At 66.5% G+C, this 14,507-nt stretch carries 15 protein-coding genes; 5 read left to right on the top strand and 10 right to left on the bottom strand.

All coding sequences use genetic code 11. The features are described from left to right. Nucleotides 1-33: 33 nt before the first annotated feature. The 3 genes from SMAL_RS04850 to SMAL_RS04840 form a co-directional block, all read right to left on the bottom strand. On the bottom strand, nucleotides 34-741 hold the full coding sequence (locus tag SMAL_RS04850; RefSeq protein WP_012510275.1) for a YitT family protein: 708 nt from the start codon (nucleotides 739-741) through the stop codon (nucleotides 34-36). A 93-nt stretch (nucleotides 742-834) separates the two neighbouring features. After that, nucleotides 835-1,284: a GNAT family N-acetyltransferase gene (locus SMAL_RS04845; protein ID WP_012510274.1), complete on the bottom strand. Its 450-nt coding sequence runs from the start codon at nucleotides 1,282-1,284 to the stop codon at nucleotides 835-837. Nucleotides 1,285-1,380: 96 nt separating this feature from the next. Continuing rightward, nucleotides 1,381-1,590: a DUF4287 domain-containing protein gene (locus SMAL_RS04840; RefSeq protein WP_012510273.1), complete on the bottom strand. Its 210-nt coding sequence runs from the start codon at nucleotides 1,588-1,590 to the stop codon at nucleotides 1,381-1,383. Nucleotides 1,591-1,683: 93 nt separating this feature from the next. Between SMAL_RS04840 and SMAL_RS04835 the strand changes: the two genes are divergently transcribed. Further along, nucleotides 1,684-2,583: a LysR family transcriptional regulator gene (locus SMAL_RS04835; RefSeq protein ID WP_012510272.1), complete on the top strand. Its 900-nt coding sequence runs from the start codon at nucleotides 1,684-1,686 to the stop codon at nucleotides 2,581-2,583. A 55-nt stretch (nucleotides 2,584-2,638) separates the two neighbouring features. Here SMAL_RS04835 and SMAL_RS04830 read toward each other — a convergent pair whose 3' ends face one another. The 3 genes from SMAL_RS04830 to SMAL_RS04820 form a co-directional block, all read right to left on the bottom strand. Further along, nucleotides 2,639-3,622: an aldo/keto reductase gene (locus SMAL_RS04830; RefSeq protein ID WP_012510271.1), complete on the bottom strand. Its 984-nt coding sequence runs from the start codon at nucleotides 3,620-3,622 to the stop codon at nucleotides 2,639-2,641. A gap of 152 nt (nucleotides 3,623-3,774) precedes the next feature. Next, nucleotides 3,775-4,917: a PilT/PilU family type 4a pilus ATPase gene (locus SMAL_RS04825; RefSeq protein ID WP_005408369.1), complete on the bottom strand. Its 1,143-nt coding sequence runs from the start codon at nucleotides 4,915-4,917 to the stop codon at nucleotides 3,775-3,777. An 84-nt stretch (nucleotides 4,918-5,001) separates the two neighbouring features. Further along, a complete protein-coding gene (locus SMAL_RS04820; protein ID WP_004147099.1) occupies nucleotides 5,002-6,039 on the bottom strand; it encodes a type IV pilus twitching motility protein PilT in 1,038 nt (345 codons plus the stop codon). Between the two features lie 87 nt (nucleotides 6,040-6,126). Between SMAL_RS04820 and SMAL_RS04815 the strand changes: the two genes are divergently transcribed. Together SMAL_RS04815 and proC are read left to right on the top strand one after the other, a co-directional pair. Beyond that, nucleotides 6,127-6,804, top strand: coding sequence for a YggS family pyridoxal phosphate-dependent enzyme (locus SMAL_RS04815; RefSeq protein WP_012510270.1), 678 nt, complete (start codon nucleotides 6,127-6,129; stop codon nucleotides 6,802-6,804). An 18-nt stretch (nucleotides 6,805-6,822) separates the two neighbouring features. Beyond that, nucleotides 6,823-7,644, top strand: coding sequence for a pyrroline-5-carboxylate reductase (proC, locus tag SMAL_RS04810; protein ID WP_012510269.1), 822 nt, complete (start codon nucleotides 6,823-6,825; stop codon nucleotides 7,642-7,644). Between the two features lie 59 nt (nucleotides 7,645-7,703). Here the strand turns inward: proC and SMAL_RS04805 are convergent, their stop codons facing one another. After that, nucleotides 7,704-8,579 (bottom strand): LysR family transcriptional regulator, encoded by an 876-nt coding sequence (locus SMAL_RS04805; RefSeq protein ID WP_012510268.1) that lies wholly within the window; start codon nucleotides 8,577-8,579, stop codon nucleotides 7,704-7,706. 100 nt (nucleotides 8,580-8,679) lie between these two features. Here SMAL_RS04805 and SMAL_RS04800 point away from each other — a divergent pair, with 100 nt between their 5' ends. Next, a complete protein-coding gene (locus tag SMAL_RS04800) occupies nucleotides 8,680-9,282 on the top strand; it encodes a short chain dehydrogenase (protein WP_012510267.1) in 603 nt (200 codons plus the stop codon). Nucleotides 9,283-9,354: 72 nt separating this feature from the next. On the opposite strand, the gene soxR is transcribed toward SMAL_RS04800, so the two are convergent. Continuing rightward, entirely contained in the window at nucleotides 9,355-9,789 is a 435-nt protein-coding gene (soxR, locus tag SMAL_RS04795) for a redox-sensitive transcriptional activator SoxR (RefSeq protein ID WP_004147068.1), read from the bottom strand. A gap of 29 nt (nucleotides 9,790-9,818) precedes the next feature. Between soxR and SMAL_RS04790 the strand changes: the two genes are divergently transcribed. Then, a complete protein-coding gene (locus SMAL_RS04790) occupies nucleotides 9,819-11,240 on the top strand; it encodes an MFS transporter (RefSeq protein WP_041864481.1) in 1,422 nt (473 codons plus the stop codon). A gap of 123 nt (nucleotides 11,241-11,363) precedes the next feature. Here the strand turns inward: SMAL_RS04790 and SMAL_RS04785 are convergent, their stop codons facing one another. Further along, nucleotides 11,364-13,388, bottom strand: a complete 2,025-nt coding sequence (locus SMAL_RS04785) for an esterase/lipase family protein (protein ID WP_012510265.1) — start codon at nucleotides 13,386-13,388, stop codon at nucleotides 11,364-11,366. Further along, nucleotides 13,388-14,362, bottom strand: a complete 975-nt coding sequence (locus tag SMAL_RS04780) for an Lnb N-terminal periplasmic domain-containing protein (protein ID WP_012510264.1) — start codon at nucleotides 14,360-14,362, stop codon at nucleotides 13,388-13,390. Before SMAL_RS04780 ends, SMAL_RS04785 begins: the two co-directional genes overlap by 1 nt. Nucleotides 14,363-14,507 lie beyond the last annotated feature (145 nt).

Here is a 14,507-nt window from a genome sequence, read left to right as displayed (position 1 = left end):
TGCCGGCCAGCGGCCGGCACTACCGTCGAATCGTCACACGCCCATGTAACGGCCCGGGCGGTGGTTGAACATCAGCACCAGGCTGAGCACCACCGCGCCGATGGCCGAGTACAACACCTTCGACGGTGACAGCACGAAGAACGCGGCCACCATCAGGCAGGCGTCGTAGGACATCTGCACCTTGCCGGCGCTCCAGCCACGGGTGCGCTGCAGGTACACGGCGAGAATGCCGATGCCGCCGAGACTGGCGCGGTGGCGGATGAAGAACAGGATGCCCAGGCCGGACAACGCGCCACCAACAATCGCCGAATACAGCGGGTTGATGTGCGAGAAATCGATCCAGCGCGGCAGCAGGTCGGTCAGCACGCCACAGGCGGTGACCGCAGCAAAGGTCTTCAGGGTGAATTCCCAGCCCATGCGCCGCAGTGCCACCCAGTAGAACGGCAGGTTGACCAGCACGAACACCAAGCCGAAGTTCCAGCCCATCGAGTAGTGCAGCAGGAAGGCCATGCCGGCCATGCCGCCGATCATCAGCCCACCCTTGGCGAAGATGGCCAAGCCAAGCGAGGCCACCATCGTGGCAAGCACCATGCCCTGCACGTCCTCGGCAATCGAGTGGCGCAGCGCTTTTTCGTCGGCGGTGGTGCCGGCGCTGTCGGGCGGTGGGGTCAGCGGACCAGCGGTGACCAGGTGGCCGTCAGCGTCGTCGCACGGCGCGGAGCCATGGGCGGGAAGGGACATACGGGTGGGGGAACAGCAGGTGGGGAGCGCTATTAGACACGATCCGCATGACAGTTGCAGATGAAATCGTTCAGCTGCGCTCGCCCATTCAGGTTATTTCGGAGGTGTCACCGGCAGCACGGCCAGCATGTCCTCGCCATCGTCGTCCATGCCGGTCTCGACGAAACCGAAGCTGCCATAGAAGGCGCCCGCCACCGGATTGTGCGGGTTGTAGCAGATCTCGATCTCGGCCAGACCGGGCGTATCCCGGATCTGCGCCAGCGCCAGTTCCAGCGCGCGCCGCCCGATGCCGCGCCCCTGCCAGCGCTGATCGACCATGAAGCGCCAGATCGAGATGCGCTGCGGCGTCTCCGGCACCCACATGAAGAATCCAACCAGCTCGCCATCGGCCTGGATGGCACGGGTCTGGTAGCCGGGATGGAATGCGGCCTGCACCAGCGACCAGGTGTTGCCGGCGACGAAATCCTGCTGCGCCTCACTGACGTCGAGGTCGCACACGGCTTCGTAGTTGTCGACGGTGATCGCGTCCAGCGTGACCTGCATATGGGCGTCCTGCCTCGGGATGAGCGCCCAGTCTGCCTGACTCTGGATGCCGTGTGGCCTGACCCCACACGACCGTTCAGCGCAGCGTTGCCTGCCTCATCCCTTCCCGGCCAGATGGTGCGCCACCAGCGCGTTGGCGTGGCCATGGCCCAGCCCATGCTCGCTTTTAAGGAAGCTCACCAGTTCCATGTGTTTCAGCCCAGGCTGCTTCGCCAGCAGCCCGAACCAGTGCGTCACCGGCTGACCGTAGGTCTTCTCGATGGAGGGAAAGTACGAGGCCGGGCCCTTGGGCTTTTCAGTGCTCATGCGGAAGCTCCTTGCGATGGATGTACCGGTACGACGAACCGGGGAGCCGGAAATCGACAGATCCGTTCAATCCGGGAGCCGTATCATCCCGTCATGCCCCGTGAAAATCTCAACGACCTGCAGGCCTTCGTCCACGTTGCCCGCGAAGGCAGCTTCACCAGGGCCGCCGCCCAGCTGGGCGTTTCACAGTCCGCACTCAGCCATGCCATGCGCGGGCTGGAAGAGCGACTCGGCGTGCGCCTGCTGACCCGCACCACCCGCAGCGTGTCCACCACCGAGGCTGGCGCCCGCCTGCTCGATACCCTCGCCCCGCGCCTGGCCGAGATCGAGGACGAACTGGCCGCACTGGCCGAGTACCGCGAGCGACCGGCCGGCACCATCCGCATCAATGCGACCGGCCATGCCGCCGAGTACATCGCCTGGCCGCGGCTGGCACCATTGCTGCAGCAGTATCCGGACCTGAAGGTGGAACTGACCACCGACTACGGCCTGGCCGATATCGTCGCCGAGCGCTACGACATCGGCATCCGCCTCGGCGAACGGTTGGCGCGCGACATGATCGCGGTACCGGTCAGCCCGCCGCTGCGCATGCGCGTGGTCGGTGCACCCAGCTACTTCCACCAGTACGTGGTGCCGCGGCATCCGCACGACCTGGCCAACCACAACTGCGTCACCCTGCGCCTGCCCACGCATGGCGGGCTGATGCCGTGGGATTTCGGCCAGGACGGCAACGAGCTGAGCGTACGCGTGAGCGGCCAGTGGATCTTCAACAGCATGGGCATGACCCGTGCTGCCGCATTGGCCGGCAGCGGCCTCGCCTGGTTGCCGGAAGACCAGGTGCAGCCGATGCTGGACGATGGCCGCCTGCAGTCGGTGCTGGACGACTGGTGCCCGCACTTCGATGGCTACTACGCGTATTACCCGTCGCGCCGCCACGTCACCGTGGCGATGCGGACGGTGCTTGATGCACTGCGTGGGCCGATGGGGAGTTGAGGAGTGCGGACCAACGGTCCGCACCCACCACCAACGGTCCGAACCCACCTGGTGATCAACCCTTCGCCTGCGCGGCGCGCTGCGCGTTGTAGCGCTCGCCGACGATGGAGATTTCCTCCAACGTCTGCGCGATGCGTTGCAGTTCCTCCGGCGCCAGCTGCAGGTCGGCCGCGCCCAGGTTTTCTTCCAGGCGATGGATCTTGGTGGTGCCCGGAATCGGCACGATCCACGGCGCCTGCGCCAGCAGCCAGGCCAGCGCCACCTGCGCCGGGGTGGCGCCACGGGCCGCGGCGATCGTGCTGATGCGGTCAACCAGCGCCTGATTGGCTCGACGCGCCTCCACTTCAAAACGCGGCACGGTGTTGCGGAAGTCGTTGGCGTCGAAGGTGGTGTCGGCGTTGATCGCGCCGGTCAGGAAACCACGGCCAAGCGGGCTGAACGGTACGAAGCCGATGCCCAGTTCCTGCAACGTGGGCAGCAGCTCGCGCTCCGGCTCACGCCACCACAGCGAGTACTCGCTCTGCACGGCGGCCACTGGCTGCACCGCATGCGCACGGCGAACGGTCGCGGCGCTGGCCTCGGACAGGCCGAAGTGGCCGACCTTGCCCTCGGCGATCAGGTCGCGAACGGTGCCAGCGACATCCTCGATCGGCACGTTGGGGTCGACGCGGTGCTGGTAGAACAGGTCGATATGGTCGGTGCGCAGGCGCTTGAGGCTGGCCTCGGCCACCGCGCGGATGTTCTCGGGGCGGCTGTCCAGCCCGGTATCGACGCGCGCATCCTTGAAGCCGAACTTGGTGGCGATCACCAGCCTGTCGCGGTACGGCGCCAACGCCTCGCCGAGCAGGTCTTCGTTGGTGTACGGGCCGTACACTTCGGCGGTGTCGAAGAAGGTCACGCCACGCTCGACGGCGGCCCGCAGCAGGGCGATGCCCTGGCCCCGCTCCACCGGTTGGCCGTAGCCATGGCTCAGGCCCATGCAGCCCAGGCCGAGGGCGGAAACCTTCAGGCCACTGCGGCCGAGTTCACGTGTCTGCATCGTCGTGCTCCAGAGGGGGAGCGCTGACGATACGCCTGCAGAGCCCACGGATTGAATGGGCAGCATTGCAGTTGGTCATGACTGGAATTCATCAATGCGCGGAGCCGCCCGCCCGTAGAGTCGAGCTTGCTCGACTCTACGGAACACGCAGATCACCGGATCTCGGAGATCTCCACGCCATCCAGCCCCTGCGACAGGGTGCGCGCGTCGCCGCCCTGGCTGAGCTTGATGCGCAGGCGCACTTCGTTCTGCGAATCGGCGTAGCGCAGTGCGTCCTCGTAGCTGATCTCGCCGGCCTGGTACAGCTCGAACAGGCTCTGGTCGAAGGTCTTCATGCCCAGCTGGACCGAATCCTTCATCACTTCCTTCAGCTTGTGGATCTCGCCATCGCGGATGTAGTCCTGCACCAGCGGCGTGCCCAGCAGGATCTCCATCGCCACCTTGCGCGAGCGGCCATCGGGCGACGGCACCAGCTGCTGCGCAACCACGCCCTTCAGGTTCAGCGACAGATCCATCAGCAACTGGTTGCGACGATCTTCCGGGAAGAAGTTGACGATGCGATCCATCGCCTGGTTGGCGTTATTGGCATGCAGGGTGCACAGCACCAGGTGGCCGGTTTCGGCGAACGCGATGGCGTGGTCCATGCCTTCGCGGGTACGCACTTCGCCGATCATGATCACATCGGGCGCCTGGCGCAGGGTGTTCTTCAGCGCGGCTTCCCAGCTGTCGGTATCGATGCCGACTTCGCGCTGGGTGATGATGCAGCCTTCATGCTTGTGCACGAATTCGATCGGGTCTTCGATGGTTATGATGTGGCCGGTCGAGTTCTGGTTGCGGTAGCCGATCATCGCTGCCAGCGAGGTCGATTTACCGGTACCGGTGGCGCCGACGAACAGGATGATGCCGCGCTTGGTCATCGCCAGCGTCTTGATGATCGGCGGCAGGCTCAGCTCTTCCACGGTGGGAATGCGCGTCTCGATACGACGCAGCACCATGCCCACCTGGTTGCGCTGGTAGAAGCAGCTGACACGGAAGCGGCCGACACCGGACAGGCCGATGGCGAAGTTGCACTCGTGGGTCTTTTCGAACTCTTCGCGCTGCGCCGGGGTCATCACGTTCAGCACCAGGTCGCGGCTCTGCTGCGGGGTCAGTGGTGTCTGCGTGATCGGCGAGATCTTGCCGTTGACCTTCATCGCCGGCGGCATGCCTGCAGTGATGAACAGGTCCGAGGCGCGCTGGTGCGCCATCAGCTTGAGGAACGATGTGAAATCGATGGTGGTGGCGGTGGTGTTCACGAAAGGCTCCAGGAATCGGTCGGTGGAGGGGACATCGCGGGGACGGCCGCGCCTTGCTGCGCGCTGCCCCGCCATTGCCTCGCCTTACTCGAACAGACGCTTGTCCTTGGCGTACTCGCGGGCCTGGTTGCGGGTGATCAGGCTGCGCTTGACCAGGTCCTGCAAGTGCTGGTCCAGGGTCATCATGCCGTACTGCTGGCCGGTCTGGATGGCCGAATACATCTGCGCGACCTTGTCCTCCCGGATCAGGTTGCGGATGGCCGGGGTGCCGACCATGATTTCCCACGCAGCGGTACGACCGCCGCCGACCTTCTTCAGCAGCGCCTGCGAGATCACTGCACGCAGCGACTCGGACAGCATCGAGCGCACCATCGGCTTTTCGCCGGCCGGGAACACGTCAATGATGCGGTCGATGGTCTTGGCGGCCGAACTGGTGTGCAGGGTCCCGAACACAAGGTGGCCGGTTTCCGCCGCGGTCAGCGCCAGGCGGATGGTTTCCAGGTCACGCAGTTCGCCGACCAGGATGATGTCCGGATCCTCACGCAGTGCCGAGCGCAGCGCTTCGTTGAAGCCATGCGTATCACGGTGCACTTCGCGCTGGTTGATCAGGCACTTCTGCGAGGTGTGCACGAATTCGATCGGATCCTCGACGGTGAGGATGTGGCCGTACTCGTTCTTGTTGATGTAGTCGATCATCGCCGCCAGCGTGGTCGACTTGCCCGAACCGGTCGGGCCGGTGACCAGGATCAGGCCCTGCGGCTGCTGGATCACTTCGCGGAACAGCGGCGGGCAGGCCAGGTCCTCGAGGGTGAGCACCTCGGACGGAATGGTACGGAACACCGCACCGGCGCCGCGGTTCTGGTTGAACGCATTGACACGGAAGCGCGCCAGCGACGGGATCTCGAAGGAGAAGTCCACTTCGAGGAATTCCTCGTAATCGCGGCGCTGCTTGTCGGACATGATGTCGTACACCAGCGCGTGGACCTGTTTGTGGTCCAGGGCTGGGATGTTGATCCGGCGCACGTCGCCGTCCACGCGGATCATCGGCGGCAGGCCTGCGGACAGGTGCAGGTCGGACGCTTTGTTCTTTACGGAAAACGCCAACAGCTCGGCGATATCCATGAGCGGCTACTCCCCAATAACGGCTTCGACTGGAAGGATCTTTCCCCGGGCGGCAGTATAGCCTCCTGATTCAACGGAACGCGTTACGTGGCCACTCCCCTGCCCCAGATCCTGAGCAACCTGCACGCCGCCGCCGAGGCCGCTGGCAGGCCCGATCCACGCCTGCTGGCGGTGTCCAAGACCCAGCCGGCCGAGGCCGTGGCCGCGCTGGCCGCACAGGGCCAGCACGCCTTCGGCGAGAACTACGTGCAGGAAGCACTGGCCAAGATGCAGGCGCTGCAGCACCTGGACCTGGAATGGCACCTGATCGGCCACTTGCAGTCGAACAAGGCCGAGGCCGTGGCCAGCCACTTCGACTGGGTGCAGAGCGTGGACCGGCCCAAGCTGGTGACCGCGCTGGCACGCCATCGCCCCGTCGCACGCGGCCCGCTGAACGTGCTGATCCAGGTCAACATCGACGACGAATCCAGCAAGCACGGCTGTGCACCAGAGGATGTGGACGCGCTGGCTGCCGCCATTGCCGCCGAACCCAGCCTGCGCCTGCGCGGTCTGATGGCGATTCCCGCACCGTGGCCCGAGGCCGAGCGCCGCCGGGATGCATTCGTGCGCATGCGCACACTTTTCCAGTCGTTGGTTACCCAGCACGCGCAGATCGACACGCTGTCGATGGGCATGAGCAGCGACTACGCCGAGGCCATCGCCGAGGGCGCCACCCTGGTGCGTATCGGCACCGCTCTGTTCGGCGCGCGCCCGCGCCCGGCCTGATATTCCAAGGAGACTTCCATGGCAGTTGATTCCATCACCTTCATCGGCGGCGGCAACATGGCCCGCAGCCTGATCGCCGGCTTGATCCGCCAGGGCGTGCCTGCCGCGCACATCCACGTGGCCGAACCAGTGGCCGCATTGCGCGAGTCACTGGCTGCCGACTTCGGCGTGCAGGTGCACGACAACGCCGCTGATGCCGCCGCACAGGGCAATACCTGGCTGCTGGCGGTGAAGCCGCAGGTACTGCGCGATGTATGCCAGTCGCTGCAGGCGCTGGCACAGGCGAACCGACCGCTGGTGGTGTCGATTGCCGCCGGCATCACCAGCACGCAGCTTGAACGCTGGCTGGGCGGGAACCTGCCGGTGGTGCGCGCGATGCCGAACACGCCGGCCCTGCTCGGCGCCGGCGTGACCGGCCTGTACGCCACCGCGTCGGTGGATGCGCAGCAGCACGCACGCGCCGAACAGGTGCTGGCCAGCGCCGGGCGTACGGTGTGGATCGACAGCGAGTCGCTGATGGATTCGGTCACCGCGGTCTCCGGCAGTGGGCCGGCCTATGTGTTCCTGCTGGCCGAAGCGATGGAAGCGGCGGGTATCGCACAGGGCCTGCCTGCAGAAGCGGCGCGCACGCTGGTGGTGCAGACCCTGCTGGGTGCCTCGCGCATGCTCGATGAAGCCGGCGAAAGCCCGGCCGAACTGCGTCGCCGCGTGACCTCGCCCAACGGCACCACCCAGGCCGCGATCGAGAGCTTCCAGGCCGGTGGTTTCGAGACGCTGGTGGATAAGGCGCTGCGCGCCGCCCAGGTGCGTGGGCAGGAACTGTCTGCGGCGAATGATTGATCCCGATGTGTGCCGACCAACGGTCGGCACCTACCATCATCCACGCATGGCGTGGATGCTCACCGCCCCAATGTGGCCATGACGAAATCGACGAAGCACTGCAGGCGCGGACGCGGCCGTCGATCCGGCAGGTAGATCAGGTGCATCGGTCGCGGTTCCGGCAGGTAGTCGCGCAGCAGGGGCTTCAACCGCCCTGCCGCGATCTCGCCGGCCAGCAGTGCGGTCGGTTGCAGCACCAGCCCTGTCCCGGCGACGGCGGCCTCGCGCAGTGCAACACCATCATTGCAGGTCAGCCGCGCCTCCCAATCCACCTGTTCACCGTTGGCCAGCTGCCAGCCATGGCCACCGCGCCAGGCCAGATGGCTCAGGCAGTCATGCCCGGCCAGATCCTCAGGGGTGCGCGGCGTGCCACGCCGGCGCAGATAGGACGGTGCCGCGCACAGGCTCATCGCGTACGGTGGCAACGGCCGCGCCACCACTTCCTGTGACGGCAGCGGCCCAACGCGGATTGCCACGTCGAAGCCATCCTCGATCAGGTCCACGCGGCGGTTGCTCAGGTCCAGTTCGATGTTCAGCAACGGCTGCTCACGCAGCAGCCCGGACAGTACCGGCGCCAGCACGCAGCTGCCCCAGGTGGTCGGCGCGCTGACCCGCAGCAGGCCCCGTGGCTGCACCTGCAGGCCGGCGACATCGGCCTCGGCCTGCTGCACCTGCTCCAGCACCTGCCGACAACCGGCCAGGTAGGCGCTGCCGGCTTCGGTCAGGCGCTGGCGCCGGGTGTTCCGCTGCAGCAGCGCCGTACCCAGGTGCGCCTCCAGCTGCTGGATGTACTTGCCCACCATCACCGCCGAGACCTGCAGCTGCTCGGCGGCACCGGTGAAGCTGCCGCGCTCGGCCACGGCGACAAAGGCCTGCATGCAGCGAAGCGTATCCATTGCTAACCCTTAGTTAGGAATCCACTAAGCATACGCACCTTACCGAACCTGGCTGTGACGGCGCAGACTGCGCTCATTCCCCCTCTCGCAAGGAACCGCCATGAAGATTCTCCTTGTGGGTGCCAGCGGCACCCTCGGCCAGGCGGTCGCACGCCAGCTTGGCCAGCAGCACCAGATCCTCGCCGCCGGCCGCACCAGCGGCGAACTGCGCGTGGACCTCACCGACGATGCCAGCGTCGCCGAACTGTTCGCGCGTACCGGCCCGGTCGATGCGGTGATCTCCACCGCCGGCAAGCTGCACTTCGGCCCGCTGCAGGCAATGACCCCGGCTCAGTTCAACATGGGCCTGCAGGACAAGCTGCTCGGCCAGGTACGGCTGGCGCTGGTCGCGCAGCACCACCTCACTGCCGGAGGTTCAATCACGTTGACCAGTGGCATCGTCAGCGCGCAGCCGATCCGCGATGGCGTCAACGCCACCTCGGTGAATGCCGCGCTGGAAGGCTTCGTGCGTGCCGCTGCGCTGGAACTGCTGCCGCGTGGCCTGCGCATCAACGTGGTCAGCCCCAACGTGCTGATCGAATCGATGGCCGCCTACGGGCCCTACTTCCCCGGCTTTGAAGCGGTGAGCGCACAGCGCGCGGCACTGGCCTTCCAGCGCGCGGTGGAAGGCATCCAGAGCGGCGAGACGATCACGGTCTGGTAAGAAAAAGGGGACGGAGGGGATTAAGTCGTTTGTGCACTTGCGACTTAATCCCCTCCGTCCCCTTTTTGTCGGTCACTCCCAGCGCATCGGGCCGTCGCCGCGTTCGCCGAGGACGTCCCCCGGGTTGGCCAGGCGGCAGTGCTGCAGCGACAGGCAGCCACAGCCGATGCAGCCGGTCAGTTCGTCGCGCAGCAGCTGCAGCATGTGGATGCGCTCCTCCAGTTCGGTGCGCCAGCGTGCGGACAGCTTGGCCCAGTCGGCCTTGGTCGGTGCGCGCCCCTCGGGCAGGCTTTCAAAAGCGCGGCCAACGGCTTCCAGCGGCATGCCCACCCGCTGTGCCACGCGGATCACGGCCAGTCGGCGCAGCACGTCACGGCTGTAGCGGCGCTGGTTGCCCGAGGTGCGCAGGCTGCTGATCAGCCCCTTGCGCTCGTAGAAATGCAGCGCGGAAATGGCCACGCCACTGCGCTGGGATACTTCGCCAACGCTCAGATCCTGGGACACCATTACTTGACCTCAACTGCAGTTGAGGTGTCATGCTGCTATCTTCGCCGCCAGTTGACAAGCGCGGCCCGCACCTGACCCGTATGACCCCCACTGCCTCTTCCGTCGACGCCAGCATGTCGGCCGACACTTCGATCCTGTCCGCACGCTACCGCGCCACCACCATCGGCATGGTCGCGCTGGTCGCCCTGCACGCCTTCGAGGCCTTGGCGGTGGCAGCGGCGATGCCGACCGTGGCCGAGGCGCTGGATGGCCTGCGCCTGTATGCACTGGCGTTCGGCGGCACGCTGGCCACCAGCGTGATCGGAATGACCCTGGCCGGGCGCTGGGCCGACCGCCAGGGGCCGGCGCGTCCGCTGTGGTATGGGCTGGCCTGCTTCGTGCTGGGCCTGCTGCTGGCCGGCTTCGCCATGCGTATGGGCATGCTGGTGGCAGGCCGCCTGCTGCAGGGCCTGGGTGCGGGTGCGATCTCAGTCTCGCTGTACGTGATGGTCGGGCGCAGCTACCCCGAGCACCTGCGGCCAAAGGTATTTGCCGCGTTCTCCGCAGGCTGGGTGGTGCCGTCGATGATCGGCCCGGCACTGAGCGGCCTGATCGTGCAGCACCTCGGTTGGCGTTGGGTGTTCCTGGCGGTGCCGCTGCTGGCGGTCCCGGCCGCGCTGCTGCTGCGCCCGGCACTGGCACGCATGCAATTCACTGATGCTGCCAGCAGCGACGATGGACGCGGCAACGTGGTGCGCTGGGCCAGCGGTGCCTCGCTGGCGGCCCTGCTGCTGTACTTCGGTGGCCAGCAACGCGGCGTGCCGGCCCTGCTCTGCATTGGTGTGGCGCTGCTGGCGCTGCTGTTCTGCGTGCACCGCCTGTTGCCAGCCGGCACGTTGCTGCTGCGCCGCGGCCTACCCAGCGTGATCGCCCTGCGCGGCATCGCTGCAGCAGCATTCTTTGCTTGCGAGGCCTACCTGCCCCTGCTGTTGCAGCGCGAGCGCGGACTCTCACCCAGCTGGGCCGGCGCCGTACTCAGCCTCGGTGCGCTGGGCTGGTTCGCGGGCTCCTGGCTGCAAGGCCATCAACAGCGCGGATGGTCGCGCCAGCAGCTGCTCCGCGTGGGCACGCCGCTGATGACGATCGGTATCGCCGCCACGCTGGCGGTGCTGTTCAATGCGGTTCCGCTGCCGGTCGCACTGGTCGGCTGGGCGGTGACCGGCTTCGGCATGGGCATGATCTACGCCAGCCTGTCGGTGCTGACCCTGTCGCTGTCGGCGCCGCATGAGCAGGGCGCCAACACCTCGGCGCTGCAGCTGAGCGAGGCGCTGTCGGTGACCACCGCACTGGCGGTTTCCGGTGCACTGTTCGCGCTGTTCGTGGACAGCGCGCCACACACCGGCTACTTCCTGTGCCTGGCGATTACCTTCGGTCTGGCCATGCTGGCCACGGTGATCGCGCGGCGGGTGTAGCGCCGCAGGACGGATTCCGCCGGGCATGGCCCGGCGCTACCGAAGAGGCGGATCACGTCAACGCAGCGCCCCCCGGAAAGGCGCACCGCGGTAGCGCCGGGCCATGCCCGGCGAGCGCAGCGGTCAGGGTTTCGCGCCGGTCCCCACATCATCGACGTCGCGATGCAGGATACGCCGCACCTCCAGCACCGCCTGCGGGGTTTCCTGCACGCTGTGGCCGGAGATGATCACCTTCTCCGACAGCGCGCCCGGCAGGTGTGCGCTCCAGTACGGCACCAGCCCATCATCGGACTTCTCCACCGGCAGCTCCGGCTTGCGCTGGGCAATGATCGAGTGGTACTTCAGGCCGGTCTCGATCGGCAGCTGCGCGGCGGCCTTCACGAACGGGTCGCTGGCCTTGAGGTTGTCGATGCTGTTGGGAATCTTCGGCTTGGCGGTACCGTCGACCTGCTGCTCGGCCTGCGCCAGTGCCAGGAACACATCCTCGAACTTGCCGAGGATGGTCAGCGGCAGCCGCACCAGGCGGCCGATCAGGCGACCGACCTTGTTGCCGGCGATGTCGGTGCCCTGGTGCGGTGCGGCGATGAAGATCGCACGCTCCACGTTCGGCTGTGCCTTGAAATGCAGCAGCGGCCCCAGCTTGTTCTGCACCCGCTTCAACCGTTCACCCTTCAGGTCGTAGTTGGCCAGCAGGTCGTTCCACAGTACATCACCCGAATCGCTGACCAGCAGGCGCGCCAGTACGCCACCCATGCTGTGGCCGATGTAGACCATGTCCTTCGATGCACGCGTACTGCCGTCGGGATCGAAATGCTTCAGCGTGTCGTTGAACGCGTTGGCGATCTCGTAACGGTTCAACGCGATCGGCGCATTGGTCGGGTAGTAGACCTGCCACACCTGGAACTGCTGGCGCAGCTCGGGATCACCCATGATTTCGTTGGCCAGGTTCACCCACGCTTCCGGGCTGCTGGCCAGGCCGTGCAGCATGAAGATGATCCGGCGGTTCGGATCCCACGGCTGCATCAGGTAGATGTGCGGCTCGCCGATGCCCTCGCTCATGCCGAACAGGGTGCGCAGCGACTGCCGCGCGAAGCCACTCTGCGCCAGCCACAGGCCGTAGGCGGCAGTGAAGTTGCCGGCCAGCGGTACCTGCTCACCGTGCAGGGTGATGCGCTCGGTCGCTTCCGGCGAATAGGCATCCAGCTCGACCCGGCGCGTGCGCATCACGTCTTCCAGGCTGCTGCCTTCGAACCGCAGCAGCGCAGTGACGTTGATCGAGGACATCTCACTGAACTCGGGCACCGAATCGTCATGACGATGGCGGCGGCCACGACGCTCGTCGTCTTCATCATCCGGTGCCGTTTCGGCCTTCGGGCCATCCGGTGCGATCACCGGCGCAACCAGCTTCGGCGGATCCATCACCATCACCAGCTCGGCACCGAAGCCATCGCGGCGATAGGTGCTGCGCAGGCCGACAAAGCTGACGGTGCCGGCCGGAACCAGCTGCGCGGGAATGCTCTTCAGGCCCAGCTGCTGGTAATTGGACGCCAGCGACCAGCTGCCAACCGTGATCGGCTTCGTGTAGTCCTCACCGGCCAGTGCAGCGGCACGCGCGCGCACGAACAACACCACCGCCGCCTTTTCGGCCGCGTAGTTGTAGTAGTCACGCACCTGCGTCTGGCGGTCCTCGAAGGCTCGGTCGGACGGCGAGCGGCCGCTGTAGAACAGGTAGGCATAGGCATAGCGCGCGGCCTCCAGCCACGCATCCAGCGCCGCATCGCTCATCGGTGGATCACCGGCAGCGGTCTTCTTCGGCGTCATCGCCAATGCCGCCTTCACCCACAGCTCGGACAGCGCCGACAGGCGTTGTTCGACATTGAGGTCGTCGGTCATCAGCAACGTGCTTCGGCAGACCAGGAAGTCCTTCTCGCACTGCGATTCGTCCAGGCCCGCTGCGCTGAGCGTTTCACGCGCGGCCGGGCTGAGCTTGCCGGTGTTGAGCACATCCGCGCGCTTGTTGACCAGCGAATCACTGGATTTGACCTGCTTGACGGTGACCATCGCGCAGCCGCTGCTGCCCAGCAGCAGGAAGGCGACGAACAACACCGGCAGCAGGCGCTGCCAGCGGGTCAGAAAGAGTTGGGTCATTACTGCGGGTCCTGCTCGGTGCCGGGCACGCCCTGGCGGATCACGGTGGAGAAATGCGCGCCATCACCCAGGTCCAATGCGCGCTGGGTGATGCGGCCCTTGTCGTGCAGCTCGGCGTATGGCACGCCCGGCGTGAGCGCACCGACCTCCTGCGCGTACTCGGCGAGATAGCCGGACAGCAGCAGGCGGTAATCCAGCGGCAGGCGCGGTGCGATGTGGCGGGCCAGGTCGAAGACGATGGTCGTGCAGTTGCTGGTCAGCGTGTTGTAGAAGCCCGGCTTCGCATCCAGCTCGCGCGCCTGCGCGATGTACGCGGCGAACAGTTCCTTCAGCTGTGCGCGGTCCATGCCGTGCAGGCGGTACAGGTAGACATCCTCGCCCCGCGCGTTGGTACGCGTGCGGATGATGTCGGTCTCCTCCGAAGCCACCAGGGTCATCTCGAACTTGCGGAAGAAGCCGCCCAGCGCGGAGAACGACTCACCGCGCTCCTTGCGGATCTCCAGCGAGAACACCACGTGGCGACCATCCTCGAAACCGAACGAGATCAGCGTGTGGGCGATCGCCGGGCCCATCCAGTACGACAGCACCAGGTCGGCCGAGCGCAGCTGGTCCAGGTCGTATTCGCGGCGCACCCAGTGCGCGTCGTAGTCGGTTTCGCTGCGCCAGCTGAAGTCGCGCACGTTGTCCAGCACCACATGGCGCCCGTCGAAGGACACCACATGCAGGCGCTGGGCCACGTCGTCGGCCCATACGCGGTCCTGGCGCGGGGTCAGCAGCAGCCACCACAGGCCGGCCAACGCCAGCGCCACACCGAAGGCCGTGCCCAGGCGGCGCGAGGCACGCCCGCGCGCGACCCGCCACGACGCCCACAGCGCCACCAGCAGCCACAGCACGGCGACGCCGGTGGCCAGCCAACCCGGTCCCGGCAGCTGGTAGGCCAGCAGCCCGCTCACCCACAGCGCCGCCAGCGCCATGGCACTTCCTGTCATCCAACGTCCTGCGGCGTTCACTGGCACCCTGTCGCGGTCTCGAAGCCGCATAGTTAGCCACAAGCGGGTTCACCGTGGCATCTACGGACCGTTCAGGCTGGGCGGCGCACCGTCGGCGGCGGCCTCTGCG

This window comes from Stenotrophomonas maltophilia R551-3 (assembly GCF_000020665.1).
Lineage (GTDB): Bacteria > Pseudomonadota > Gammaproteobacteria > Xanthomonadales > Xanthomonadaceae > Stenotrophomonas > Stenotrophomonas maltophilia_L.
Note: the sequence above shows the minus strand (reverse complement) of the source record. Positions and strands in the feature narration are given on the sequence as shown.